Annotated in this window: 17 protein-coding genes, 1 tRNA gene and 1 pseudogene; 14 read left to right on the top strand and 5 right to left on the bottom strand. The window is 69.9% G+C overall.

Features of this window, described 5'->3' with window-relative positions:
* Positions 1 to 43 precede the first annotated feature (43 nt).
* Positions 44 to 940, top strand: coding sequence for an ABC transporter ATP-binding protein (locus tag K7C98_RS38730; protein ID WP_224196949.1), 897 nt, complete (start codon positions 44 to 46; stop codon positions 938 to 940).
* Complete coding sequence (locus K7C98_RS38725; protein ID WP_224196948.1) at positions 937 to 4,356, top strand: ABC transporter permease/M1 family aminopeptidase; 3,420 nt, start codon at positions 937 to 939, stop codon at positions 4,354 to 4,356. Before K7C98_RS38730 ends, K7C98_RS38725 begins: the two co-directional genes overlap by 4 nt.
* Here K7C98_RS38725 and K7C98_RS38720 read toward each other — a convergent pair.
* Positions 4,356 to 4,511, bottom strand: a pseudogene (locus K7C98_RS38720) (hypothetical protein); the annotation flags it as partial. The gene K7C98_RS38725 and the pseudogene K7C98_RS38720 overlap by 1 nt on opposite strands.
* A gap of 135 nt (positions 4,512 to 4,646) precedes the next feature.
* The gene (locus K7C98_RS38715; RefSeq protein ID WP_224196946.1) at positions 4,647 to 5,333 is read right to left on the bottom strand and encodes a matrixin family metalloprotease; all 687 of its coding nucleotides are present in this window, start codon (positions 5,331 to 5,333) and stop codon (positions 4,647 to 4,649) included.
* A gap of 188 nt (positions 5,334 to 5,521) precedes the next feature.
* Between K7C98_RS38715 and K7C98_RS38710 the strand changes: the two genes are divergently transcribed.
* The 7 genes from K7C98_RS38710 (at position 5,522) to K7C98_RS38680 (ending at position 15,958) form a co-directional block, all read left to right on the top strand.
* Entirely contained in the window at positions 5,522 to 6,739 is a 1,218-nt protein-coding gene (locus tag K7C98_RS38710; protein WP_224196945.1) for a hypothetical protein, read from the top strand.
* Between the two features lie 102 nt (positions 6,740 to 6,841).
* On the top strand, positions 6,842 to 7,885 hold the full coding sequence (locus K7C98_RS38705; RefSeq protein ID WP_224196944.1) for a Rieske 2Fe-2S domain-containing protein: 1,044 nt from the start codon (positions 6,842 to 6,844) through the stop codon (positions 7,883 to 7,885).
* Positions 7,882 to 8,682 carry a DUF434 domain-containing protein gene (locus K7C98_RS38700; protein ID WP_224196943.1) on the top strand — a complete coding sequence of 267 codons (801 nt, stop codon included), beginning with the start codon at positions 7,882 to 7,884 and terminating at the stop codon, positions 8,680 to 8,682. The genes K7C98_RS38705 and K7C98_RS38700 overlap by 4 nt, the downstream gene beginning before the upstream one ends.
* A 39-nt stretch (positions 8,683 to 8,721) precedes the next feature.
* Positions 8,722 to 9,966, top strand: coding sequence for a hypothetical protein (locus K7C98_RS38695; protein WP_224196942.1), 1,245 nt, complete (start codon positions 8,722 to 8,724; stop codon positions 9,964 to 9,966).
* 332 nt (positions 9,967 to 10,298) lie between these two features.
* On the top strand, positions 10,299 to 12,593 hold the full coding sequence (locus K7C98_RS38690; protein ID WP_224196941.1) for a DUF1588 domain-containing protein: 2,295 nt from the start codon (positions 10,299 to 10,301) through the stop codon (positions 12,591 to 12,593).
* An 18-nt stretch (positions 12,594 to 12,611) separates the two neighbouring features.
* Positions 12,612 to 13,931 (top strand): DUF1501 domain-containing protein, encoded by a 1,320-nt coding sequence (locus tag K7C98_RS38685; protein ID WP_224196940.1) that lies wholly within the window; start codon positions 12,612 to 12,614, stop codon positions 13,929 to 13,931.
* 149 nt (positions 13,932 to 14,080) lie between these two features.
* Positions 14,081 to 15,958, top strand: coding sequence for a hypothetical protein (locus K7C98_RS38680; RefSeq protein WP_224196939.1), 1,878 nt, complete (start codon positions 14,081 to 14,083; stop codon positions 15,956 to 15,958).
* 18 nt (positions 15,959 to 15,976) lie between these two features.
* Here the strand turns inward: K7C98_RS38680 and K7C98_RS38675 are convergent, their stop codons facing one another.
* Positions 15,977 to 16,585 carry a hypothetical protein gene (locus tag K7C98_RS38675; RefSeq protein ID WP_224196938.1) on the bottom strand — a complete coding sequence of 203 codons (609 nt, stop codon included), beginning with the start codon at positions 16,583 to 16,585 and terminating at the stop codon, positions 15,977 to 15,979.
* Between the two features lie 169 nt (positions 16,586 to 16,754).
* Positions 16,755 to 16,827: transfer RNA gene (locus tag K7C98_RS38670), tRNA-Lys, on the bottom strand.
* A gap of 186 nt (positions 16,828 to 17,013) precedes the next feature.
* Here K7C98_RS38670 and K7C98_RS38665 point away from each other — a divergent pair.
* The 5 genes from K7C98_RS38665 (at position 17,014) to K7C98_RS38645 (ending at position 23,050) form a co-directional block, all read left to right on the top strand.
* Positions 17,014 to 17,832, top strand: a complete 819-nt coding sequence (locus K7C98_RS38665) for a hypothetical protein (protein WP_224196937.1) — start codon at positions 17,014 to 17,016, stop codon at positions 17,830 to 17,832.
* Positions 17,833 to 17,907: 75 nt separating this feature from the next.
* Complete coding sequence (locus K7C98_RS38660) at positions 17,908 to 18,123, top strand: hypothetical protein (protein ID WP_224196936.1); 216 nt, start codon at positions 17,908 to 17,910, stop codon at positions 18,121 to 18,123.
* Positions 18,120 to 19,583: a sodium:solute symporter family protein gene (locus tag K7C98_RS38655; RefSeq protein ID WP_224196935.1), complete on the top strand. Its 1,464-nt coding sequence runs from the start codon at positions 18,120 to 18,122 to the stop codon at positions 19,581 to 19,583. Before K7C98_RS38660 ends, K7C98_RS38655 begins: the two co-directional genes overlap by 4 nt.
* Before the next feature lie 18 nt (positions 19,584 to 19,601).
* On the top strand, positions 19,602 to 20,870 hold the full coding sequence (locus K7C98_RS38650) for an FG-GAP repeat domain-containing protein (protein ID WP_224196934.1): 1,269 nt from the start codon (positions 19,602 to 19,604) through the stop codon (positions 20,868 to 20,870).
* A 164-nt stretch (positions 20,871 to 21,034) separates the two neighbouring features.
* Positions 21,035 to 23,050 carry a vWA domain-containing protein gene (locus K7C98_RS38645; protein WP_224196933.1) on the top strand — a complete coding sequence of 672 codons (2,016 nt, stop codon included), beginning with the start codon at positions 21,035 to 21,037 and terminating at the stop codon, positions 23,048 to 23,050.
* A 79-nt stretch (positions 23,051 to 23,129) separates the two neighbouring features.
* Here the strand turns inward: K7C98_RS38645 and K7C98_RS38640 are convergent, their stop codons facing one another.
* On the bottom strand, positions 23,130 to 24,155 hold the full coding sequence (locus K7C98_RS38640) for an adenosine deaminase (protein WP_224196932.1): 1,026 nt from the start codon (positions 24,153 to 24,155) through the stop codon (positions 23,130 to 23,132).
* Positions 24,156 to 24,311 lie beyond the last annotated feature (156 nt).

The following is a 24,311-nucleotide window of genomic DNA, read 5'->3' as shown; positions in this document are numbered from 1 at the left end:
CAGTCCAATCGGGGCCTCGGATATGCTCCGAGCAGGACCGCGCATGCAGCTCCAGATCCGCAACCTCTCGAAGACCTATCCCAACGGCGTCCGCGCTCTCCGCGGGGTCGACCTCACGATCGGCGCCGGCATGTTCGGGCTGCTCGGGCCCAACGGCGCCGGCAAGTCGACCCTCATGCGGACGATCGCCACCTTGCAGGATCCGGACGGCGGCAGCGTGCGGTTCGGCGACATCGACGTCCTGACTCAAAAGGATCGGCTGCGCGGCGTCCTCGGCTACCTGCCGCAGGAGTTCGGGCTCTACCCCAACCTCAGCGCCGAGGCGATCCTCGACCACTTCGCGGTGCTGAAGGGCATCGTCGACCCGAAGCAGCGCCGGACCCAGGTCGCCGCGCTGCTCGAGCAGACCAACCTCACCGCCGCGCGCAAGAACGCCGTCGGCGGCTACTCGGGCGGCATGAAGCAGCGGCTCGGGATCGCCATCGCCCTGCTGGGCCGGCCGCAGCTGGTCATCGTCGACGAGCCGACCGCCGGCCTCGACCCGACCGAGCGCCACCGCTTCCTCAATTTGCTGGCCGACATCGGTGACGACGTGGTCGTCATCCTCAGCACCCACATCGTCGAGGACGTGCGCGAGCTGTGCAGTCAGTTCGCCATCATCGCCGCCGGTGAGGTCAAGTTCAGCGGCGCGCCCGAGGCCGTCGTCGGCGGCCTGCGCGGCAAGATCTGGCGCCGCGTCGTCGCCCGGGCCGAGCTCGACGACATGCAGAAGCGGCTGCGCGTCATCTCGACCCGGCTCGTCACCGGTCGCCCGGTGATCCACGTCTACCACGAGGGCTCGCCGGGGCCCGAGTTCGAGAGCGTCGAGCCCGACCTCGAGGACGTGTACTTCTACCACATCACCGGCGCGGCCCAGGGCGCGGCCTCGGAGGCGGCATGAACCAGCTGCTGAGCTTCGCCGCCTTCGAGGTGCGCTACCACCTGCGCCGGCCGGTGACCTACGTGTTCGCCCTCGCCATGGCGCTGTTCGGCTTCCTCGCCATCAGCACCGACGTCGTCCGCTTCGGCGGCGCCGGCGGCAAGGTGCTGAACAACGCGCCGTGGCTGGTGAGCACCGCCGTCATGGTGTTCACGCTGGTCGGCACGATCTTCACCTCTGCCATCGCCGGCACCGCGGTCCTGCGCGACTTCGAGTACAAGACCCACGAGCTGCTGTTCACCACCCGCCTGCGCAAGCCGGCGTTCGTGTTCGGCCGCTTCCTCGGCGCCTACCTCGTCACGGTGCTGGTGCTCGCCTGCAGCTCGTTCGGCCTGTGGTTCGGCGCGCACATGCCCTGGCTCCCCGCCGACAAGATCGGCCCCGTCCCGCTCGGCACCTACCTCTGGCCCGTCCTCGTCTACGTCGTCCCGACCGGCCTGTTCGCCAGCGCCCTGTTCTTCGCCGTCGGCGTGCTGACCCGCAGCTTCGTCGCCGTCTACATCCAGGGCGTCGTCCTCTTCATCGGCTACTCGATCGCCAACAGCCTGATCAGCGACATCGAGCAGGAGCGGCTGGCCGCCCTGCTCGACCCGTTCGGCTTCAACGCCACCGAGCTGGTCAACCGCTACTGGACCGTCACCGAGAAGAACAGCCTGCTGTTGCCGCTCGACGGCGTGTTCCTGCTCAACCGGCTGCTGTGGATCGGCGTCGGCGTCGTCATCCTGCTCGGCGCCTACCGCCTGTTCCGCATGGAGGCCTTCACGCGCGCGCGCAAGCCCGGCAAGGCCGCGGCGGTCGAGCTCCCCGAGGTGCGCGCCCCGGCCGGGCTGGTGCGCGTCACGCCGGTCGCCGGCGCCCGCGTCGAGCTCGCCCGCGTCGGCGCGCTGGTCCGGCTGCACTACCGCAGCATCGTCCGCGACCGCGCCTTTTTGGCCCTCGGCGCCATCGCCGTGCTGATGACCGTCGTCAACGCCTTCTACGCCGACCTCATGTACGGCACCGCGGTGTACCCGGTCACCTACACGATGATCGAGGTCATCAGCGGCGCCGGTCTGTTCTACCTCATCATCTCCGCGATGTACGCCGGCGAGCTGGTGTGGCGCGAGCGGGCGCTCAAGTGCGATCAGCTCGTCGACGCCACGCCGACGCCCGGCGTCCTCGTGTTCGCCAGCAAGGTCGGCGCCCTGCTGCTCGTCGAGGCCACCCTGCTCGGCGCGCTGATCCTCGCCGGCATCGGCGTGCAGGCGGTCAAGGGCTACACCAACTTCGAGCTCGACGTCTACCTCGGCTACGTCTACGGCGTCACCTTCCCCGGCATCGTGCTCATCACCTTGCTGGCGTTCTTCATCCACGTCGTCACCAACCAGAAGCTCGTCGGCAACGGCCTCATCATCGCCTACTACTTGATGACGCTGGTGCTGCGGTTCTGGGGCGTGCACGACAACCTGTTCCGCTTCGGCCAGTTCCCCGACCCCGTCTACTCCGACATGAACCGCTACGGCCCGAGCCTGGCCGCCTGGATGTGGTTCACGGCCTACTACTTCGCGTTCGCCGGCCTGCTCATGGCCGTCGCCCGCCTGTTCCTGGTCCGCGGTCAGGTCCACGGCTTGCGCATGCGCCTGCGCCTGGCTCGCGCGCGCGTCACCCGGCCGTGGCTCGGCGCCACCGTCGGGCTGCTGGTCGCCTTCATCGGCCTGTTCGCGTTCATCCGCCACAACACCCACGGCCTCAACCGCTTCCGCGACCAGGACGACGAGGAGGAGTTGCGCGCCGTGTACGAGCGCGAGTACAAGCAGTACGAGCACCTGCCGCAGCCGCGGATCGTCGCCGCCGACGTGCGCGCCGACCTCGACCCGACGCGCGGGCAGGCCACCTACAAGGGCACCCTGCGCCTGGTCAACAAGACAGGTGTCGCCATTCCGGCCGTCCACGTGTACCTGCGCGACGAGCTGACGGTCCGCGAGCTCCGCTTCGACCGCGCCTCCGAGGTCGAGCACGACGACAAGCGGCTCCGCTACATGATCCACCGCCTGGCCGAGCCGCTCGCGCCCGGCGGCGAGCTGGTGCTGCACTTCGACCTCGCCGACCGGCTCGAGGGCTTCGCCAACGGCGGCCGGGCCACCGCGCTCGTCGAGAACGGCACCTTCGTGTCGAGCGACGCCGTCGTGCCGTCGATCGGCTACAACCGCGGCCTCGAGCTCGAGAACGACGACGACCGCAAGGAGCACGACCTCCCCGAGCGCGAGCGCATGCCCTCGATCGACGACGAGGCCGCGCGGGCCAACACGTACATCGCCACCGACTCCGACTGGATCGAGTTCGCCGGGACCGTGTGCACCGACCCCGACCAGATCGCCATCGCCCCCGGCTACCTGCAGAAGGAGTGGACGGAGGACGGCCGGCGCTGCTTCGCCTACGCGATGGACAGCAAGATCCTCAACTTCTACTCGTTCCTGTCGGCTCGCTACGAGGTGCGGCGCGACAAGTGGAACGACGTCGACATCGAGGTCTACTACCACCCCGGCCACGAGTACAACCTCGACCGCATGATCGACTCGGTGAAGAAGTCGCTGACCTACTTCACCACCAACTTCAGCCCGTACCAGCACCGCCAGGTGCGGATCCTCGAGTTCCCGCGCTACGCCAGCTTCGCCCAGTCGTTCCCCAACACGATCCCCTACTCGGAGGCGATCGGCTTCATCGCCCGCGTGCGCCCCGACGACCCCGAGGACATCGACTATCCGTTCTACGTCACCGCCCACGAGGTCGCGCACCAGTGGTGGGCCCACCAGGTCATCGGCGCCAACGTCCAGGGCGCCACCATGCTGTCCGAGTCGCTGTCACAGTACTCGGCGCTCAAGGTGATGGAGAAGGAGTACGGCAAGGACAAGATGCACAAGTTCCTCGCCTACGAGCTCAAGGGCTACCTCGGCGGCCGCAGCGACGAGAAGAAGAAGGAGCTGCCGCTGATGCTCAACGAGAACCAGCAGTACATCCACTATCAGAAGGGCTCGCTGATCTGGTACGCGCTCGCCGACTACATCGGCGAGGACGTGCTGAACGCCGCCCTCGCCCGCTACATCAAGCAGGTCGGGTTCCAGAGCGCCCCCTTCACCACCACCCGCGAGCTCGTCGCCATCCTCAAGGAGGTCACCCCGGCCGACTACCAGTACCTCATCGAGGACATGTTCGAGACGATCACCCTCTACGACAACAAGGTCGTCTCGGCCGAGGTCACCCCCGAGGGCGACAAGCACCGCGTCCGCTTCACCGTCGCCGCGCGCAAGCTGCGGGCCTCCGAGCTCGGCGACGAGACCGAGGTCCCCGTCGCCGACTACATCGACGTCGCCGTGTTCGCCGCCTGCAGCGCGTCCTGAAGCCCGGCCGCGATCGCATGGCTGCCGCGGAACGGCGCCCGGCGGAAGAACAGGTTGAACACCGCCTCCTCGTCCGCGCGCCCCAGCTGCCAGTAGCCGCAGGCCATCGTGATTTGATAGAGGTCCGTCAGCAGCGCCAGCGAGCCGAGCGACACAGCGCCCGGCGTAACGCGGAGCCCCGGGCCGCGTCAAGGCGCGCACTTGCTCGCGACCTCGCCGCGTCCTCGTCGACCCCGCACGTCGCGCACGCGCGAGCAACATCGCGCCTCCTCACCGCCGTCGGTCTCGCATCAATGCGCCGACGGACCTCGCACCACCGCCCCGCGCGGACGCAGGGGCGCGCGCGCGTCGAGCAGCGCCGTGCAGCTCGGCCCCGGTCCGCCGGTCGAGTCGTCGGTGTTCTCGATCCCGCCCTCGGCGTCGAGCATCACGCAGCGCGGCTCGCCGCAGTGATCGAGGCCGAGCACGTGGCCGACCTCGTGCACCGCCGTGTTCGTCACCCGCCACGCGATCTTCGCCGGGTCCTTCGTCTTGCGCCACAAGCGATGGCCCGAGACCACCGCAGCCGTCCCGCCGAGTTCGCCGAGCCCGAACACGCCCCAGTCGGCGATCTTCCCCTTGCTCGTCGAGATGTCGACCGACGTGAGCCCGAGGATCCGCGTCCCCGGCGGGGTCCCGGCCACCTGCGCGCGCAGGTGCTCGAGCAGCGCGTCCGCGCGGTAACGCTTGCGCGGCGCGTACCATGCCGACTTCGGCAACGCGATCGGCGACCGCCGCTGCACCTCCACCTGATAGGTCTCGCGCAGCGCCGCCGCGACGTCGTCGACGAGCTCGGCCGGAAAGTCTCCCAGCACCACCAGCACCACCACCGCCCGGATCTGCGTCTGCGGTACGTTCGCAGCGACGTCTCCTCGGGCTTCTCCGGCGGACCCCGCGGCCAGCGCCGCCGCACACAGCATCGCAAGCAAGGACGACATGGGGTTCGCAACGCGCCACGCGCGGATCCTATTCAGCCCTCGCGCCGTGTCGTCGCCGCTCGGGCCCGAAAACCGTCAGCGACTGCGTCAGCGGCGTCGTGAACCGGATCACGCAGCGGTCGTGAAACCGCGCGCGCCCGCGCGCCCGCTACGCCCATGGCCCGGACCGAAATTGTTACGCTGCGCGGATGAAAGAACATTCCCTCAACCATTCCGCATGGATCCTGGCCGTCCTGCTCGCCGCCTGCGGCGACAACGGCGGCGCCACCGCCGCTGCCACCGACAGCGCCACCGGCAGTGACACCAACGTCGCGACCGACACCACCACCTCGACCAACTCGAACGTGAGCATGAGCGCGACCGAGGAGCCGACGCAGGGCGGCACCATGGGTCAGACCGACTCGCAGGCCACGACCGAGGGCACGGAGACGTCGCCGACCACCTCGACCACCACCGAGTCGACGACCGACACCACCACCATGGGCGTCGACACCACCACGAGCGACACCACCACCACCACCACCACCACGAACGACACCACCACCACCACCACCGGCGACACCACCACGAACGACACCAGCTCGACCACCGACGACACCACCACCGGCCAGCCCGCCGCGTGCGAGTGTCCGGACATCGAGGTCCCGCTCGACGACGGCATCTTCGTCCTCTCCGACGACGCCGAGCTGTGGAAGTACTACCCGGAGACCAACCAGTTCGCCATGCTCGGGTCCTTCAGCTGCAACGGCATGACCAACACCTTCTCGATGGCCGTCGACCGCCTCGGCTTCGCGTGGGTCATGTTCAACAGCCCCGTCGGCGAGATCTGGAAGATCGACGTCACCGATCCGACCAACTGCATCGACCCCGGCTACAACCCCAACCAGCAGGGCGTCGGCTACTTCGGCATGGCGTTCGTGTCCAACAGCGCCTCCGATCAGTGTGACCGCCTCTACGGCAACACCTACGACGGCATCGGCGGCTTCAGCGAGGGCCCCAACTCCGGCGACTTCCTCAGCGTCGACCCCGATACCCTGCTCATCGACCTCATCTCCAAGACCAACTTCAACGGCGCCGAGATGACCGGCACCGGCGACGGCCGCGTGTTCTCGTTCGGCGGCGTGCCGTCGAAGCTCGTCGAGCGCGACAAGGCCAACGGCGCGGAGATCAGCAGCTTCCCGCTGCAGAACCTCCCGCTGACCAACGCCTTCGCGTTCTCCTTCTTCGCCGGCGACTTCTACTTCTTCACCGAGAGCGCCAACCCGCTGGTCAGCAAGGTCACCCACCTCGACTACGACGACAGCGACAACGACGGCCAGCAGCAGCTCACCACCGTCAACAACGCCGCCCCGATCCGCATCGTCGGCGCCGGCGTCTCGACCTGCGCCCCGTTCCAGCCGATGTAGCCCGCGGCCTGCGGCTCGGCGACCTCGACCGCGGCGTCACCTCCGCCGCGCGGCCGCGCCCGCGTTGGTGCGCCGCGGCGCCCGCGTGCTACACCGGGCGTCGTGCTCAAGAACTTCTGGTACGCCTGCCACCGGTCGTCCGAGGTCACCGCGCGGCCGGTGCAGCTGCGCATGCTCGGCCACGAGTTCGTGCTGTGGCGCGACCGCGCCGGCAAGGTCGTCGCCCTCGACGACCGCTGCCCCCACCGCGGCGCATCTCTGTCCCAGGGGACATGTTCCGGGGACCACATCGTGTGTCCCTACCACGGCTGGGCCTTCGAGCCCGGCGGCGCCTGCGTGGCGATCCCCGCCAACACCGGCGACGCCCGCGTCCCGCGCAAGGCCGCCGTGCGCAGCTACCCCACCGAGGAGCGCCACGGCTGGGTCTGGCTGTTCGTCGGCGACCTCGAGGGCGACGAGCGGCCGCCGATCCCGCCGCTGCCCGAGTACGGCGATCCCGGCTGGAAGGCCATCCACGGCCGGTTCCTGTGGCACGCGCACTACGCCCGCGTGGTCGAGAACGGCATCGACATCGCCCACGCCCCGTTCGTCCACTCGCGCTCGTTCGGCAACCCCGCGCGGCCCGAGGTCGACGACTACGTCATCGAGGCCCACCCGTGGGGCGCCAGCGCCTCCGTCGCGCTGGTCGCTCCGCCGCCCGGCGGCCTGTGGTCGCTGGTGCTGCCGAAGGACCGCCCGCCGGTCAAGACGCGCGTCGCCTTCTACATGCCGTGCTACACCCGCCTCGATCTCGACCTCGGCGGCATGAAGATGATCCTCTTCAGCACCAACATCCCGCTCGACGACGAGCACACGCTGACCCGCTGGATCATGCTGCGCGACTTCTTCAAGGGCGCCTGGGCCGACGGCAACGCCCGCGCGCGCACCCACCGGATCTTCCTCGAGGACCAGCCGATCGTCGAGTCGCAGCGCCCCCGAGCTGTCCCGTTGGACATGAGCCTCGAGGTCCACGCCAAGAGCGACGCCATCCCGCTGGTGTTCCGCAAGCTGCGGCGCGAGTGCCTGCTGGAGCGCGACTGGGGCCTCCGCTGGGACGACCCCGCCGAACCCGCCGCGCCCGCGCGGCTCGTCGCCATCCGCCCATGACCGAGCTCCGCCGCCGCGCCCGCGCCACCGGCGACGACCGCCTGTTCGGCCTCGACGCCCGCCCTGCCCTGCGCTCCGCCGTCGCCGACCTCTCGTGGCTGCTCACGCGCGGCTACAGCGGCGACGCCGCTCTCAAGCTGGTCGGCGACAAACATGCCCTTTCGGCCAGGCAGCGAATGGCCGTCCTGCGCTCGGCCTGCAGCGACGAGGCCCGCGAGCGCCGCCGCGCCACCCGGGCCGACCTGGCCGATCTCGCCGGCGTCGACCTCGCGATCGACGGCCTCAACGCGCTCATCACCGTCGAGTCGGCGCTGTCGCACGGCGTCGTGCTACGCGGCCGTGACGGGGCGCTGCGCGACCTCGCGGCCGTCCATGGCGCTTACGAACAGGTGCTCGAGACCAGCTTCGCCGTCGACGCGATCGCGCGGCTCCTGCACGGCCGTGGCGCGCGTCCGCCCGCGCAGGTCGTGTGGTACCTGGACCGACCTGTCGCGGGCAGCGGTCGTCTCCGCGCGCTGCTCGAGGCCCGCGCTCGCGAGCACGAGCTGCCGTGGACCGTGCAGCTCGTGCATCACCCCGATCCTATATTGGCGCAGCACGTCGGCGTGGTCGCGACCAGCGACGCGTGGATCCTCGATCGATGCGCGCGCTGGATCGACCTCCTCGGCGCGCTCCTTCGGGGTCCCACCGAATCCCCGCACGCGCTGCCGCTCGAAGGTCCGGTGCTCGCCGCGAGAGCGGACCTGTGGCTGCTCGACCTCTCCCACGATACGGCCCCGCAGGCAGACGTCCGATGACCTTCTGAGGTGACCCCATTTCGGGTATACGGGTTGTTCGTGACGGTCGCTTCTCTTCGGCTCCCCCTCGTCCGCTCGTTCTTCCTCGCCGCGGCGGTGCTCGTACCTGGCTGTCAGGACACGTCCGCCGTCTACGCGCTGATCGGCCCCGAAGGCGGCGAGCTGTCGATCGAGGAGGGGCCCACCCTCAAGATCCCGGCCGGCGCGTTGCTCGCGACCCGCCAGATCGTCATCCGTCCCGTCGACGACGACCTCACGCGCGGCGATTTCAAGCAGTCCGGCGGCGCGTACCGCATCGAGCCCACCGACCTCGACCTGCGGATCCCCGCCGAGCTGACCTTCGCCGGCGACGCGCCCGCGCAGCCGACGATCCTGTGGCGCCGCGGCGAGGGCCGCGTGGTCGCCCACGCCGCCGGGGACGAGCGCGCCCTCGCGTACATCGGCGGCCTCGGCGTCGTCGCGCTCGCGGCCGGCGGCGAGATCGCGGCCACCGTCGACGAGCCGAAGCTCGCGCGCATCCCCACCGACGTCGACTACGGCAAGCCGCTCCTCGACATCGCCACGGTCAAGGTCTCGCCGAAGGGCAGCGCCATGCTCGACGTCGGCTTCACCGTGTATGACCCGACGGGCATGTCCAATCGGCCACTCAACGGCGACGGCAGCCGCTACTGCGGCCTCAAGTTCGCCAGCGTGATGGGCGGCAGCATCACCTCCGGGTGCTCGGGCGGCCTCGCCACCGGCTCGGTGATCGTCAACAGCACCCAGGTGACCGTCGACGCGGTGCCGTTCCTGCTCGGCAAGATCGACAACGCGGTGTTGGTCGAGGTCCAGGTCGGCAGCGGAGATCTCGCCCACAGCGTCGGTTATCTGCCCTTCCTCACCGGCGCGTGTTACCTCGAGAGCTGCTCCGGCCACGGCACCTGCGACAGCTCGAGCGGCGCGGCCCTGTGCATGTGCGACGACGGCTACGCCGCGCCGGTGGAAGATCCCCTGGCCTGCAATTGCGTGCCGAGCTGTGAGGGCCGCGAATGCGGCGACGACGGTTGCGGCGGCTGGTGTGGCGACTGCGGCGACGGTCAGGACTGCAACGAGGGTCAGTGCGTGGGCGAGCCGCCGCCGGCGACGACGGAGCCTGACACCACCGGGCCCGACACCACGACCACGGGTCCGGACACCACGACCACGGGCCCGGACACCACGACCACCGGCGACGAGACATCGACGACGAGCGGGGACATGTCGACCACCGACGCGTCTTCGACGACGACGACGTCGACCACGTAGCGCCGCGCGATCGCTCTCCTTCGCGGTGAGCTCGACCGTCGCCGCCAGTCCGCAGCGCACGAACGCGGGCTGCGTGGCGCATGGTCGCGTCCCCCCAGCTTCGACGTCGATCGCCGTAGTTCGCCGCAGTTGGCCGTAATTCGGGTGCTCGCATCAGCTGTCTCTTCGGACATCTCGTCTGCATCGCCCTCGGGTATTTCCCCCCGGCTCCGCGGCCGGCGAGCGGCGATCGGATTCGCCCGCGTGTAGTGCTTGCAGCGGCTGTGTAGTCGCCTTTACGATGCATCGGTGGCGAGCATGCGTCTCGCCCCTTTAGCACGAGGAGTCGCACGATGACCCGTTCTCACCCGAAACGAACCAGCGAGCTGGTCAAGCGCGCGGCGCTGATCGCCGTGACCGGCACCTGCCTCGGCCTCGGCCTGACCGCCTGCTCCGAAGTCGACGACGGCGAGTGTGTACCCACCGACGTGTTCTTCCGCGAGAAGGTGTGGGCGACCACGCTGTCGGCCACCTGCAACGCCTGTCACAACTCGACCGGCGTCGCCAAGCACACCAAGTTCGTCCTCACGCCCAAGGAGGTGCCCGGCTACCTCGAGGCGAACATGAAGCTGGTGCAGGACCTCGCGCGCTACGAGGTCGACGGCCTGCCGCTGATCCTCGCCAAGCCGTCGATGCGGGTCGAGCACGAGGGCGGCCTGCAGCTCAAGCCCGACAGCCAGGAGTACCAGGACCTGCAGGCGCTGCTCAACCGGTTCAACAACCCGGTCGAGTGCGAGGGCAAGGTCAACCTCGGCAACTTCTTCGACGACGTCGAGCTGCTCGACGAGGTCGACACCCTGCGCAAGGCCACGCTGGCGCTGGCCGGCCGCCTGCCGACGCCCGAGGAGTACGAGGCGGTCCGCGGCTTCGGCATCGACCAGCTCGACCCGGTGCTCGAGGCGCTGATGAAGGAGGACGCGTTCATCGAGCGCGTCATCGAGATCTACAACGACGTGTTCCTGACCGACCGCTACATCGGCGGCAACGGGGCCGTCGAGCTGCTCAACGCCGAGAAGTACCCCGACGCCTACTGGTTCGAGGGCCTGCCGGACGACGAGCGCGAGCAGTACCGCTGGTGGACCAACACCAGCGTCGCCCGCGAGGCGCTCAACCTCGTCGCGTGGATCGTCAAGAACGACCTGCCGTACACCGACATCGTCGAGGCCGACTACATGGTCTTCACGCCGTTCTCGGCCAAGGCCTACGGCGTGACGGTGCCGTTCAAGGATCCCAACGACTGGAAGGAGCTCGCCACCGGCAAGCTGCCCGGCATCCCGCACGCCGGGGTGCTGACCTCGGCGATGTGGCTGAACCGCTTCCCGACCACGCCGACCAACCGCAACCGCCACCGCGCGCGGATGACCTACAAGTTCTTCCTCGCCACCGACGTGCTGCGGCTCGGCGAGCGGCCGATCGATCCCACCGCGATCAAGACGCCGAACGCCACGCGCGAGAACCCCAACTGCAACGTCTGCCACAACGTCATCGACCCGGTCGCCGGCGCCTTCCAGAACTTCAACGACGAGGGCGACTACGTCCCGCAGGCCGAGACCGAGGCGATGTTCTGGTACCCGGAGATGCTGCTGCCGGGCTTCGGCGAGGCCAAGGTGCCCGAGGGCCAGGAGGCCAAGTCGGAGCAGTGGCTGGCCAAGCAGCTCGTCGCCGACGACCGCTTCGCCCAGGCCGCCGTCACCATCGTGTGGAAGGGCCTCACCGGCAACGACCCGCTCAACGAGCCGTTCGACGCCGCCATGCCCGGCTTCGAGGAGGCGCTCAAGGCGTTCGAGGTCCAGGACCGCGTCATCAAGGGCATCGCCAAGAAGTTCAAGGAGAACAACTACAACCTCAAGGTCGTCTTCCGCGAGATCATCAAGACCGACTACTTCCGGGCCACCAACGTGCGCGGTGAGCTCGAGGACGGCCGGGCCCGCGAGCTGGCGAACCTCGGCACCGCGCAGCACCTGACGCCCGAGCAGCTCGCGCGCAAGATCGAGGCGGTCACCGGCTACCCGTGGCGCAACGGGCCCGGCGACTCCGACTACCTGCTCAACGAGAACGAGTACAAGATCTTCTACGGCGGCATCGACTCCGACTCGATCGTCACCCGCATCACCGAGCCGAACGGCATCATGGCGAACATCGCCCTGCGCATGTCGAACGAGATGTCGTGCCGGGTCACCGCGCGGGAGTTCGCCAAGGACCCGTCGGACCGCCTGCTGTTCCCGTACGTCGAGACCAGCTTCGTCCCGCAGGACGAGAACGGCTTCGCCGTGCCGGCGGTGACCGACGCCATCCGCGCCAACATCGCGCACCTGTACGACCACGTGCTGGGCGAGCACTACGACATCGGCGACCCCGAGATCGACGCGGCGTACAACCTGTTCTTCGAGATCTGGCAGGACGGCAAGGCGGGCCTCGCCGCCGGCACCTACCCGGTCGAGCCGCCGTGCCGGGCCAACCAGGACTGGTGGACCGGCAACCCGCTCCCCGAGGAGAACCGGATCAACACGGACAGCGACTACACCATCCGCGCGTGGATGGGCGTCCTCGCCTACATGCTGTCGGATTACCGCTTCCTGCACGAATAGGCCCCGAAGGAGGACATCATGGACCGTCGTAATTTCTTCAAGCTCATGTCCCTCGCGGGCCTCGCGGCCGTGTCTCCGACCGTGTTCGCCGGCCGCCGCCCGGGGGCGTTCAAGAACCCCAACCTCCCGCCGCTCGCCGAGACCTACGGCGGCCCGCTGTGGGTGTTCCTCAACGCCGGCGGCGGCTGGGACCCGACCTCGCTGTGCGATCCGAAGGGCGGCAAGGGCCCCGAGGATCCCGAGGCGATGAACCACGCCTTCACCACCGACCAGATCGAGGCCGCGGGCAACATCCGCTACCCGAACATCGGCACCGAGGACAACCCGACCGCCTACCAGACCTTCTTCGACAAGCACTACAAGCGGCTGCGCGTGATCAACGGCCTCGACATGCAGTCGAACGGCCACGACAGCGGCTCGCGTCACTGCTGGTCGGGCCGCCTGGCCGAGGGTTACCCGAGCCTCGCCGCGCTGATCGCCGCCGTGCACGGGCACGCGCTGCCGATGAGCTACCTCTCCTTCGGCGGCTACGACGACACGCAGGGCCAGGTCGCCCGCACGCGCAGCGGCAACACCGGCGCGCTCGCTCGCATCGCCTACCCCGACCGCGCCAACCCCGAGGACGAGCTCAGCCTGTTCCACTCGACGGTCGCCGGCGACCTGATCAGGAAGGCCCAGGAGGCGCGCAAGGAGCGGCTCCTCGCCACCGAGCAGCTGCCGCGCGTGCAGAAGGCGGTCGGCAACATGTACGCCTCGCGCACCGGCAGCAACGAGCTGAAGAAGCTGCAGCAGTACCTGCCGGACGAGCTCGACAACGGGCCGAACCCGCTGCGTCGCCAGATCCAGGTCGCGCTGGCCGCCTTCCGCGCCGGCATCACGATCTCGATCAACCTCGACATCGGCGGCTTCGACACCCACGGCGACCACGACGCCAACCACATCCCGCGGCTGATCAACATCCTCGACGGCCTCGACTTCCTGTGGACCGAGGCCGACCTGCAGGGCATCGGCGACAACTTCGTCGTCCTGTGCGGCTCCGACTTCGGCCGCACGCCCGGCTACAACGACACCCGGGGCAAGGACCACTGGGCCATCACCAGCCTCATGATGATGGGCAAGGGCATCAAGGGCGACACCGTCATCGGCGGCAGCGACGAGCGCCACAACGCCCTCAACTGGGACCCCAAGACGCTCAAGCAGAGCGACTCGGGCATCCACATCGAGCCGCGCCACGTCCACGCCAACCTGCGCGCCCTGGCCGGCATCGACGGCCACGAGCTGATGAAGCAGTACCCGATCGTCATCGAGAAGGACGACGCGATGAACCTCCTCGCCTGACGAGCGTACGAGGTTCGCACCGGCGCGAGCGGCGTCCGGCGCCCCTGCCCGCGGGCAGGAGGACGCTGGGGCCGCTCGCGGCGCTTTCTCGGCCTGCCGTCGCGCCGTCGTGAGCGGCTGTGATAGGGTGGAATCGTAGGGGAGCCGCAATGGCCACGACGAAGCCGACCGCCAGCCTTTTCGTCCTCGCCCTCGTCGCCTGCAACGGCGGCGGCGGGCCTGCCGACTCTGCCAGTGAGACCGGCACCACCGGCGCGCCGCCGACCTCGTCGGCCACCGACGGGGACACCGAGCAGCCGACCACCACCGGCGCCGACAACTTCGGCCCGGAGGAGGAGTTCGTGCTGCGCCTCAACGACGACCCGGTCCCGCCGCTCAAGCTGAGCATGAACAAGGCCGAGGCCGCGGAGCTGTTCGGCGCCACCGCCAAAGAGATCAAGCTCCTCGACATCGAGTCGGAGACCCTGCTCAAGAACACCCTCGACGAGATCAAGGGCGCCTGCGGCACCGGCTGGAAGGCCGACGATCCCGACCCCAAGCACAACTGCGGCGCCACCCCGCTGGGTCAGACCTTCAAGGGCCCCGACAACACCTGGCAGAGCAGCGCCGAGTACTCGCTGATCCGGATCCTCACCATGACCCCGGCCAACGCCAAGGTCGACGGCACCTCGATCGACGGCATGCAGGGCCTGGCCGACGGCCTCGGGATCGGCGGGGGCTTCAGCCAGATCCTGTCCGAGACGCTCGGCATCCAGCGCACCGAGGAGTTCATCACCACGCCCGAGCTGGTCGCCGCGCTGCAGCGCAACCTGCTCGCCACCCACCCGCACATCGGCGGCGACGGCAAGTCGCTGCCGCTCTACCTCGACGACGCCCTGCAGGACCTCACCACCCTGGCGACCAAGCTCGGCCCGATGGGCGGCCACCCCGGCATCGTCGACCCCGACTTCCCGATCACCAGCGAGTGCCTCACGCCCGAGTTCGCCATGAACATCGAGGCGGCGAGCAACCTGCGCCTGCTCGACGGCATCGACCTGTCCAAGGGCAAGGATTACATGTCGACCGTCGTCGACGTCACCGGCCCGACCTTCGGCGACCCGCTCGAGTTCGACTTCAACGACCCGGCCAAGTTCTCGATCGTCGGCGTCGCCGACAGCCCGCGGGTCGACCTGCGGTTCGCCATCTCCGAGCACGACGACTTCATCAACTCGTGCGCCGGCGACGACGCCTGCAAGCAGAACCTGCCCGAGAACGTCGACCTCGTGAAGTCGATGTGGCCGGGCTCGGCGTGGGCGATCGACCCGTGGGTGCTCGAGAGCGTGATCGTCGCCGGCGGCCGCGAGAAGTACAAGAACCGGATCTTCGACAAGTGCTACGAGGTGCTGTTCTCCTGCAACCTCGGCGCGCACATCTACGTCGGGCCCAACCCGCCCGGGTGGGCCCTGTTCGACGTGTTCCTCAACCTCGGCAACCCGCCCAAGGATCAGTACGTGTGGGAGCTGATCAACGAGGTCGCCCAGATCGCCCTGCACACCCCGCCCGGCGGCGCCATCCCCGAGGGCTCGGCCGACGTCGCCTTCACCCTGCGCGACATCGACATCGGCGTCACCGGCCCGCAGATCGCCGAATCGGTGCGGCCCTACCTGCAGGACCAGGCGCCGAAGATCGCCCAGCTGCTGCTCGGCGACTACTGGAAGAACAACGGCCCCGTCGACTTCTACTACCGCCGCGGCGGCGACGGCCTGCCCTACCTGTTCTTCGTCGCCCAGGACGACCTCCCGCCCGGCGCCGAGTACAAGCACGCCAACCCCGGCTTCTTCACCTGTCCCGAAGTACAGCCGAGCTGCAAGGCCTCGTCGACCGCGATCGACGGCGCCGGCGACGACATCCGCGAGAAGCTGCGCCTCGGCGCCGGCGAGACCGTGCTCTACATGCAGGACGACACGGGCACGCTCTACCGGGCCCGCTTCATCGTCCCCGAGGGCGACGCCAAGGAGATCACCGTCCGCGTCGCCGCCTTCGAGTGAGCGGCGCGACCCGCCGCCTCACGCGCCGATCCGCGACATGCGGTCGTACGCCTTCTGCCCGTCGTAGTGCGACACGAGGCGGCGCAGCGCGTCCTCGAACAGCGACTGCAGCGCCGGCTGGGTCGAGCCGGTCGACGTGATCGGCACCGTGCTCTCGGCCGTGCCCTGGTAGATGAAGGCGTCGGCGGGCGCCCCGTAGGCGCGGATCCGGAAGCTCCACTGCATGCGGACGTAGACCCCGGAGGGCGTCCCCGGCCCGCGCGTGCCGACGAAGCTCGACAGCGAGTTCACCAGCACCTCGCCGGTGAGGAAGATCCCGCTCGGCGCCGGGGTCGACGGCGGCGCCACCGTCACCGTCGTGAACAGCTGCGTCATCGTCCGCTGCAGGTCGCGCTCGACGAACGTGTGCAGCCCGTCGACCTCGATCGGCTTCACCCCCTGCCCGAGGACCGTCATCGTGTCGGGCAGCTTGGCCGGGTCGAGGATGACGAACAGCGGGTACTCGATGCGCCGCAGCTCGCCGGGCTGGGGGATCTTCGTCTCCATCTCGGAGATGTGGACCGGCTGCATCGAACAGGCGGCCAGGGCCAGGCCCAGGGCCAACAGGGCAGGTCGGAGCGGACGCATGACCGGTCGAGGTTAACAGATATCCCCCGATCGGTCGCATTTGCCGCCGGCAGCCGGGCTGCGACCCGAATTTCGCGCCACAGCTCCGGACCGCGCGAGGACGACCAAAAAGAGGACGACCAAAAACAAGAAGACCAGGGGTCTGTGACCTCTGGTCTTCTTTCTTCGGTGAGCCCGGTAGGAATCGAACCTACAACCCAGGGATTAAGAGTCCCTTGCTCTGCCAATTGAGCTACGAGCCCGAAGGGGCCCCCCTTCTACACGATCCCCATGGAGACGCAACAGGTATTTTTCGCCGGAGCGTGGTCCGGAGCCCCCTTCATCTCCGGGAATACCGCCCTGGCGGGCGCTGTTGGGGCAAACAGGGCCGAAGTTCGGTCCTGAACCGTGTGCTTTCACATGAGAATTGGATGAAGAGGGGTTCATAGATGTACCACACCCGACCCTGCCTGGCCGTCCTCTCGCTCCTGCTGGCCTGCGGCCCCGACCCGTCCGACGGCACCGACACCGACCCGCTGCCCGCCACCGGCGGCGACGCCACGGGGACCGCGCCGGCCGAATGCCCCGCCGACCTCGAGCCTTTCGCCAGCCCGGACGAGTACGCCGAGGCGCTGGCGGTCGCCGTGTGCGCCAAGCTCGAGTCGTGCGGCTGCGCCGCGGTCTCGCCGACCTGCGTTGACGACAAGACCGCCGAGAACGCCCACCGCAACGACGTCTACCTCGCGGCCGGCAGCGAGTTCGACCCGCTGTGCGCGCGCAAGCGGGTGCTGCAGCACGAGTGGACCGCCTGCGGCCTCGACTCCGCCTCGCCGTGCGGCGGCTGCCAGGACTTCGTCGGCAAGCGCGCCGAGGGCGACGCCTGCGAGCTCATCGTCGACCTCGTCGACCCCTGCGGCCCCGATCTGTTCTGCAACGGCGGCGTCTGCACGGGCCCGCTCCCGCCCCTCGACGAGGGCGAGGTGTGCCGCGAGGGCGAGCCGAAGCGGACCCTCGGCTACTGCCCGGCCGACCACTTCTGCGACTTCGACCAGGACATCTGCGTCCCCGTCCCGGAGGTCGGCGACCCGTGCCGCGATTACGTCTGCGGGCCCGGAGCCTGGTGCAGCACCGGCGACAGCGCCACCGGCGTGTGCCGGGCCCAGCGACCCGGCGGCGAGCCATGCACCCAGCCGAACCAGTGCGAGAGCCTCGCCTGCGTCGACAACGTCTGCAGCGACCAGCCGCGGTACTGCATCTTCGCCAGCTGACGCGCGAACCGACGGGCCACGAGCTCACGCTTCGCCGTCGCGCCGCCGCGCTCCTGCTTCGCGTACCATCGCCGCGTGTCCGCTGCGGCCCATCACCGGCTGTTCGCCGTCCTCGGCGTCGCGCTGGTCGTCCTCCACGTCGACACCTGGAACGCCGGCCCCGGTGAGCTCCTGCTCGGCTGGCTCCCGTGGGACCTCGCCTACCACCTGCTGTGGATGGCCGCCGCCGCGCTGCTGGTGCTCTACATGACCTCGCGCGCGATCTGGCCCGAAGACCAGGACGACCCATGACCTCGCTCGCCGCGATCGGCCTGGTCGTCGCCGCCTACCTCGCGATCACCCTCGTGATCGGCGTCGTCGCCTACCGCCGGACCGCGGGCACCCCCGAGGATTACTTCCTCGGCGGTCGCGCCACGCGCACCACCGTCCTCTTCATGGCGCTGTTCGGCACCAACGTCACCCCGTTCGTGCTGCTCGGGATCCCCGGCCTCGCCTACCACCAGGGCGTCGCCGTGTTCGGCCTCAACGCCGCGATCGTCGGCTTCGGCATCCCGCTCACCTTCTTCCTGATCGGCGAACCGGCGCGCCGCGTCGCCCGGCGCCTCGGCGCCATCACCCCCGCCGAGCTCTACGCCGAGCGGCTCGGTTCGCCGGCCGTCGGCCTGGCGCTGTTCGCCGCGTTCTTCCTCTACACCCTCCCCTACATGGTCACCGCGGTGATCGGCGCCGGCCTGACCGCCGAGGTGCTGACCGAGGGCAACCTGTCCTTTGGCGCAGCCTCGGCCCTCATCCTCGGCATCACGATCGCCTACACCGCGCTCGGTGGCATGCGCGCGACCATGTGGACCAACGTGTTTCAGGGCGCGACCTTCCTCGGCTTCATCGTCGCCGCCTTCTTCCTGATCGCCGATCGCCTCGGGGGCCTCGGCGCCGCCACCTCCGCCGTCCAGGCCAGGGCCCCGCACCTGCTCGAGAAGGCCACCACGGGCGCCTTCGCCCCCGGTCCGTGGGCCTCGTGGGCGCTGGCGATCTCGCTGACCGTGATCGCCTTCCCGCACATGCTGGTGCGGGTGTTCGCGGCCCGCGACGCCGCCGCGCTCAAGAACGTCTGCCGCCTCTATCCGCTCGTGCTGGTGGTCCTGTGGCTGCCCGCGGTGCTGTTCGGCGTGTGGGGTGCCGCCGAGGTGCCGGGCCTGCAGGGCAAGGCCAGCGACGCGATCTTCCCGCTGCTCGTCGCGCGTCACCTCGGACCTGTCCTTCAGGGCATGGCGCTCGCCGGCGTCCTCGCGGCCGTGATGTCGACCCTCGACGCCCAGCTGCTGACCCTCTCGTCGATGCTCACCCGCGACGTCCTGCGCCGCGTCCGTCCCGGCCTCGCGCCCGCGCGCGAGGTCGTGGCCGCGCGCCTGTTCACGCTCGCGCTGTCGGCCGCCGTGTTCGTCCTCGTGCTCGCGCGCCCGGCCTCGCTGTTCGACATCGCCGCCTTCAGCTTCTCCGGCTACGTCACCCTCACCCCCACCTTGCTGCTCGGCGTCCGCTGGCGCCGCTTCACCGCCGCCGGGGCCATCGCCTCGATCGCCGCCGGCAACCTCGCCCTCGCCCTCGCCCTCGCCGGCGTCCTGCCCGCGCCCTTCGGCGTGCTCCCGGTCGCCTGGGGCCTGCTCGCGGCGATCGCCGGCGCCCTCCTCGGCACCGCCCTCAGCCGACCACCGCCGGCGGAGCAGGTCGAGCGGGCGCTCGGCCGCGCCTGACCGGCGTATGCTCGTCCGGTGAAGGCCCGCGCCCTCCTCGCCCTCCTCGTCGCCTGCACGCCGACCGATCCGGCCGCCGGCGACGGCGCGTCCGCGACGGCCTCCACCACGACCAGCTCGTCAGGACATGTCCCGACGACCAGCTCAGACCCGCCGACCACGACCGCCACCGCGACGACCGGCGCGACCTCGACCACCACCGGCACCACCGGCCCCGCCGCGGTCTGCGGCGACGGCCTGCGCGAGCCCGGCGAATTCTGCTTCGCCCCCGGCGTGCACCTGCCCACCGGCCCGCGCCCGGTCTCCGTGGTCGTCGCCGACCTCGACCGCGACGGCGACGACGACCTCCTGCTGTCCGACTTCGACTCCGGCGCGCTGTCCATCCAGACAGGCGACGGCAGCGGCCAGTTCGTCGCCGGCCCGGCCGTCCCGGCCTTCTCCCGCGCGCGCGACGCGATCGCCGGCGACGTCGACGGCGACGGCATGCCCGACCTCGTGTTCGCCGACTCCGGCCTCGGCCTGGTCGGCGTCTACCGCCACACCGGTCCCGGCCTCGCCTTCGGCCCGCCCCAGCCGGTCAACGCCGGCACCTCGCCGCGGGCCCTCGCCGCCGCCGACCTCGACGGCGACGACGACCTCGACCTCGCCGTCGTCGACGAGATCGGCAACGCCGTGCTCGTCCTCCTCGGCGACGGCCTCGGCGAGTTCGCCGAGCCGGTCGTCTACCCCGTCGGCATCGAGCCCTACGACGTCATCGTCGCCGACGTCGACGGCGACGGCCGCCTCGACCTCGTCAGCGCCGACCAGAACCAGGCCCGCGTCACCATCCTCCTGTCCGATGGGACAGGTCAATTCGTCCACGACGGCCAGCGGTTCGTCAACCCCGAGCCGCGCCGGCTCGTCGCCGCCGACTTCAACCTCGACGGCCTGCTCGACATCGCCACCGCCAGCTTCACCTCCGACCACCTGGCGATCCTGCCCGGCCTGGGCGGCGGCGAGTTCGGCCAGTACATCCCGCTCGTCCTCGGCGAGGGCCTCTACGCGGTGATCGGCGCCGACCTCGACGGCGACGGCCCGCACGAGGTCGTCGCCGTCGATCACACCAGGGGCGAGCTCGTCGTCGTCGGCGGCCTCGGCGTGCAGGACGTCCTCACGATCGCGCGCTTCGACGTCGGCGCCGGGCCGATGGACCTCGCGGTGAGCGACTTCAACGGCGACGGCGCGCTCGACATCGTCACCGCGGACGCCTTCGGCGCCGGCGCGACCGTGCTCCTCGCCGACCCGTGAGCGACCGGCCGCGGGCCGACAACCGCCCTTCGGACAGGTTCCCGGGCTCCTCGCGGGTCGTCGCTGCGACCCGCCTCGGCGCACGCATACGCGAAGTTTTTCCGCCGCGAGGAACCGCCGCCGTCGTCGCGTGTCTCGGGCCGCGTCGATTTCGGAGAGCCGTCATGCACCGCAGCACCTCGCCCGTCCGTCCCGTCGTCCCGCACTACTTCGTCCCCCCGCAGCGCGCCCGCCTCGCGCGCCTCCTCCCCGCCGCGGTGGCCCTGCTCGGCGCGCTGCTCCCCGCCTGCACCCCCGATCCGACGATCGAAGAGATCGTCAGCGAGGGGGGCTTCTCGACCAACCGCTTCCTCCGCGCGATCGCCAGGCCCGACGTGATCGAAGAGGAGGCGCCCGTCGACCTCGAGAACGGCGACGACGAGGCCGCCGGCGCCGGCCAGCGCCACAAGGGCGAGGAGGGCAAGATGGGCAAGCCCACCGCGAAGAACAAGTCGGGCCTCTACGCCATGAAGGGCCCGAAGGACGCCATCCCGCAGATGGCCCATGGTTGGGACAACCTCCCCGGCACCGAGATCGGCGAGGCCCACGGCGTCGGCGGCCTCGGCCTCGTCGGCACCGGTCGCGGCGGCGGCGGCACGGGCCAGGGCACCATCGGCAGCCCGTACGGCGGCGCCTTCGCCGTCGGCAGCGACGACGCCGACGTGTGGGGCGGCCTCGCCGGGCATCAAGCCGCCGGCGCCCCCGGCGGCGACCGCTACGCCCCCGTCAAGGAGGCCGCGTGGACGCTGAGCCACGCCGCGCCGCTGTCGACCTTCTCGATCGACGTCGACACCGCCAGCTACAGCAACGTCCGCCGGTTCCTCGGCGACAACTGGTTGCCCCCGCCCGACGCCGTGCGCGTCGAGGAGATGATCAACTACTTCGACTACGCCTACCCCACGCCCACCGGCGAGCACCCGCTCGGCGTCGGCGCCGAGGTCGCCCCGTGCCCGTGGAAGAAGGGCCACCAGCTGGTGCGCGTGCACCTGCAGGCCAAGAAGATCGAGACCGACCAGGTCCCGCCGCGCAACCTCGTGTTCCTGGTCGACACCTCGGGCTCGATGAGCGACGACGACAAGCTCGGGCTGGTGAAGAAGGGCCTGTCGCTGCTCGCCGAGCAGCTCCGCCCCGAGGACCGGATCTCGCTCGTCACCTACGCCGGCAGCACCAGCGTCGCGCTGCCGACCACGCCCGGCTCGGAGAAGCGGACGATCCTGCGCGCCATCGATCGCCTCGGCGCCGGCGGCGGGACCAACGGCGGCGCCGGCATCGCCCTCGCCTACGCCGAGGCCCACAAGCACTTCGTCAAGGGCGGCATCAACCGCGTCCTGCTCGCCACCGACGGCGACTTCAACGTCGGCCTCACCGACCACGACGACCTGATCAAGCTGATCGAGAAGGAGCGCCAGACCGGCGTGTTCCTGACCGTCCTCGGCGTCGGCCGCGGCAACTACAACGATCGGACGATGGAGCAGATCGCCGACCACGGCAACGGCAACTACGCCTACCTCGACTCCGAGAAGGAGGCGCGCAAGGTCCTCGTCGCCGAGGCCAGCGGCACGCTCGTCACCGTCGCCAAGGACGTCAAGCTGCAGGTCGAGTGGAACCCCAACCGCGTCGCCGGCTACCGCCTGATCGGCTACGAGAACCGCACCCTCACCGCCGAGCAGTTCAACGACGACAAGAAGGACGCCGGCGAGCTCGGCGCAGGCGACAGCGTCACCGCGCTCTACGAGGTCGTCCCCGCCGGCCGCCCCGTGCCCGGCGCCGCCGTCGACAACCTCAAGTACCAGCGCCCCGCCGGCCCCGACGACGCCGAGCTGCTCACCGTCAAGGTCCGCTACAAGCAGCCCGAGGGCCGCGAGAGCACCAAGTTCGAGCTGCCGATCACCGAGGCCCACGACGACTGGGACGAGGCCTCGCCGCAGCTGCACCTCGCCGCCGCCGTCGCCGCCTTCGCCCTCAAGCTGCGCGGCTCGCCCAACCTCGACAAGTTCGACCTCGCCGCCGCCCGCGGGTGGGCCCAGTCGGCCGAGCTGCCCGACCCGGAGGGCCACCGCGCCGAGTTCGTCCGGCTGATCGATCGCGCCCGCAAGCTGATGGACCGCGAGGCCGTCCACAGCCGCAGCGCCATGCCCTGAAGGACAGGTTCTCAAGGGCAGGTTCCGCGCGCCATGGCGCCCGGGACCTGCCCTTTGGAGCATGCCCTCGCGGGCAGCCTCAGGGGTTCGCCGCCGCGAACGCGTCGACCGCCGCGATGTGGCGCTGCTTGTCCGCGTCGGCGAGGAAGCTGGCGGAGAAGCTGTTCTTGGCCAGCGCGATCACGTCGTCGCGCGACAGCCCCAGCTCGCGCACGCACGCGAGGTAGTTGTCGCCGATGTAGCCGCCGAAGTACGCCGGGTCGTCGGAGTTGATGGTCACCAGCAGCCCGCGCTCCATCAGCGCCTTGAGGTTGTGCTTGGCCAGCTGCGGGAACACCCGCAGCTTGACGTTGGACAGCGGGCACACCGTCAGCGGCACCCGCTCGCGGGCCAGCCGCTCGACCAGCTCGGGGTCCTCGACGCAGCGCACGCCGTGGTCGATGCGCTGGGCCCCGAGCACGTCGAGCGCCTCGCGGATGTACGCCGGCGGGCCCTCCTCGCCGGCGTGGGCGACGACCGGGAACCGCTCCTCGCGCGCCTCGGCGAACACGTCCTTGAACTTGCTCGGCGGGTTGCCCGACTCCGACGAGTCGAGCCCCACCCCGCCGAGCCACGGGCGGAACGGCACCGCCTGGTGGAGCGTCTGGACGGCTGACTCTTCGGACAGGTGACGCAGGAAGCAGAGGATCAGCTTCGACGTGATCCCGAGCCGCTTCTCGGCGTCGACCTGAGCCCCGTGGATCCCGGTCATCACCGTCTCGAACGGCACGTCGCGGCGCGTGTGCGTCTGCGGGTCGAAGAACAGCTCGACGTGGCGCACGTTGTCCCGCGCCGCCCGCTCGAAGTACGCCCACGTCAGGTCGTAGAAGTCCTGCACGTGTTGGAGCACGTCCGTGCCCTTGTAATAGATGTCGAGGAAGCTCTGGAGGTTGTGGAAGTCGTACGCCTGGCGTAGCTCCTCGACCTCCATCCACGGCAAGGCGATGCCGTTGCGGCGCGCCAGCGAGAACATCAATTCCGGCTCCAGGGTGCCCTCGATGTGGACATGAAGCTCGGCCTTGGGGATGCCGCGGATGAATGTCTCGAGACGATCGGCCTGGGTCATCGGGTGCTCGGACCTTTTCAGCCCCTGCCGGGGCGCTGTGGAGTTAGGTGCCCCGCAGGACACGGGCAGTCAAACTCTTTGCCTGGATGTCAGCGCAGGTGCCGGTGGCGACGCAAGTCCTCGCGCGCCCTCCGGTGCCGTCGTTTGAATTCGAGC

The sequence above is a fragment of the Nannocystis pusilla genome (assembly GCF_020073745.1).
In the GTDB taxonomy this organism is placed as follows: domain Bacteria; phylum Myxococcota_A; class Polyangia; order Nannocystales; family Nannocystaceae; genus Nannocystis; species Nannocystis radixulma.
Note: the sequence above shows the minus strand (reverse complement) of the source record. Positions and strands in the feature narration are given on the sequence as shown.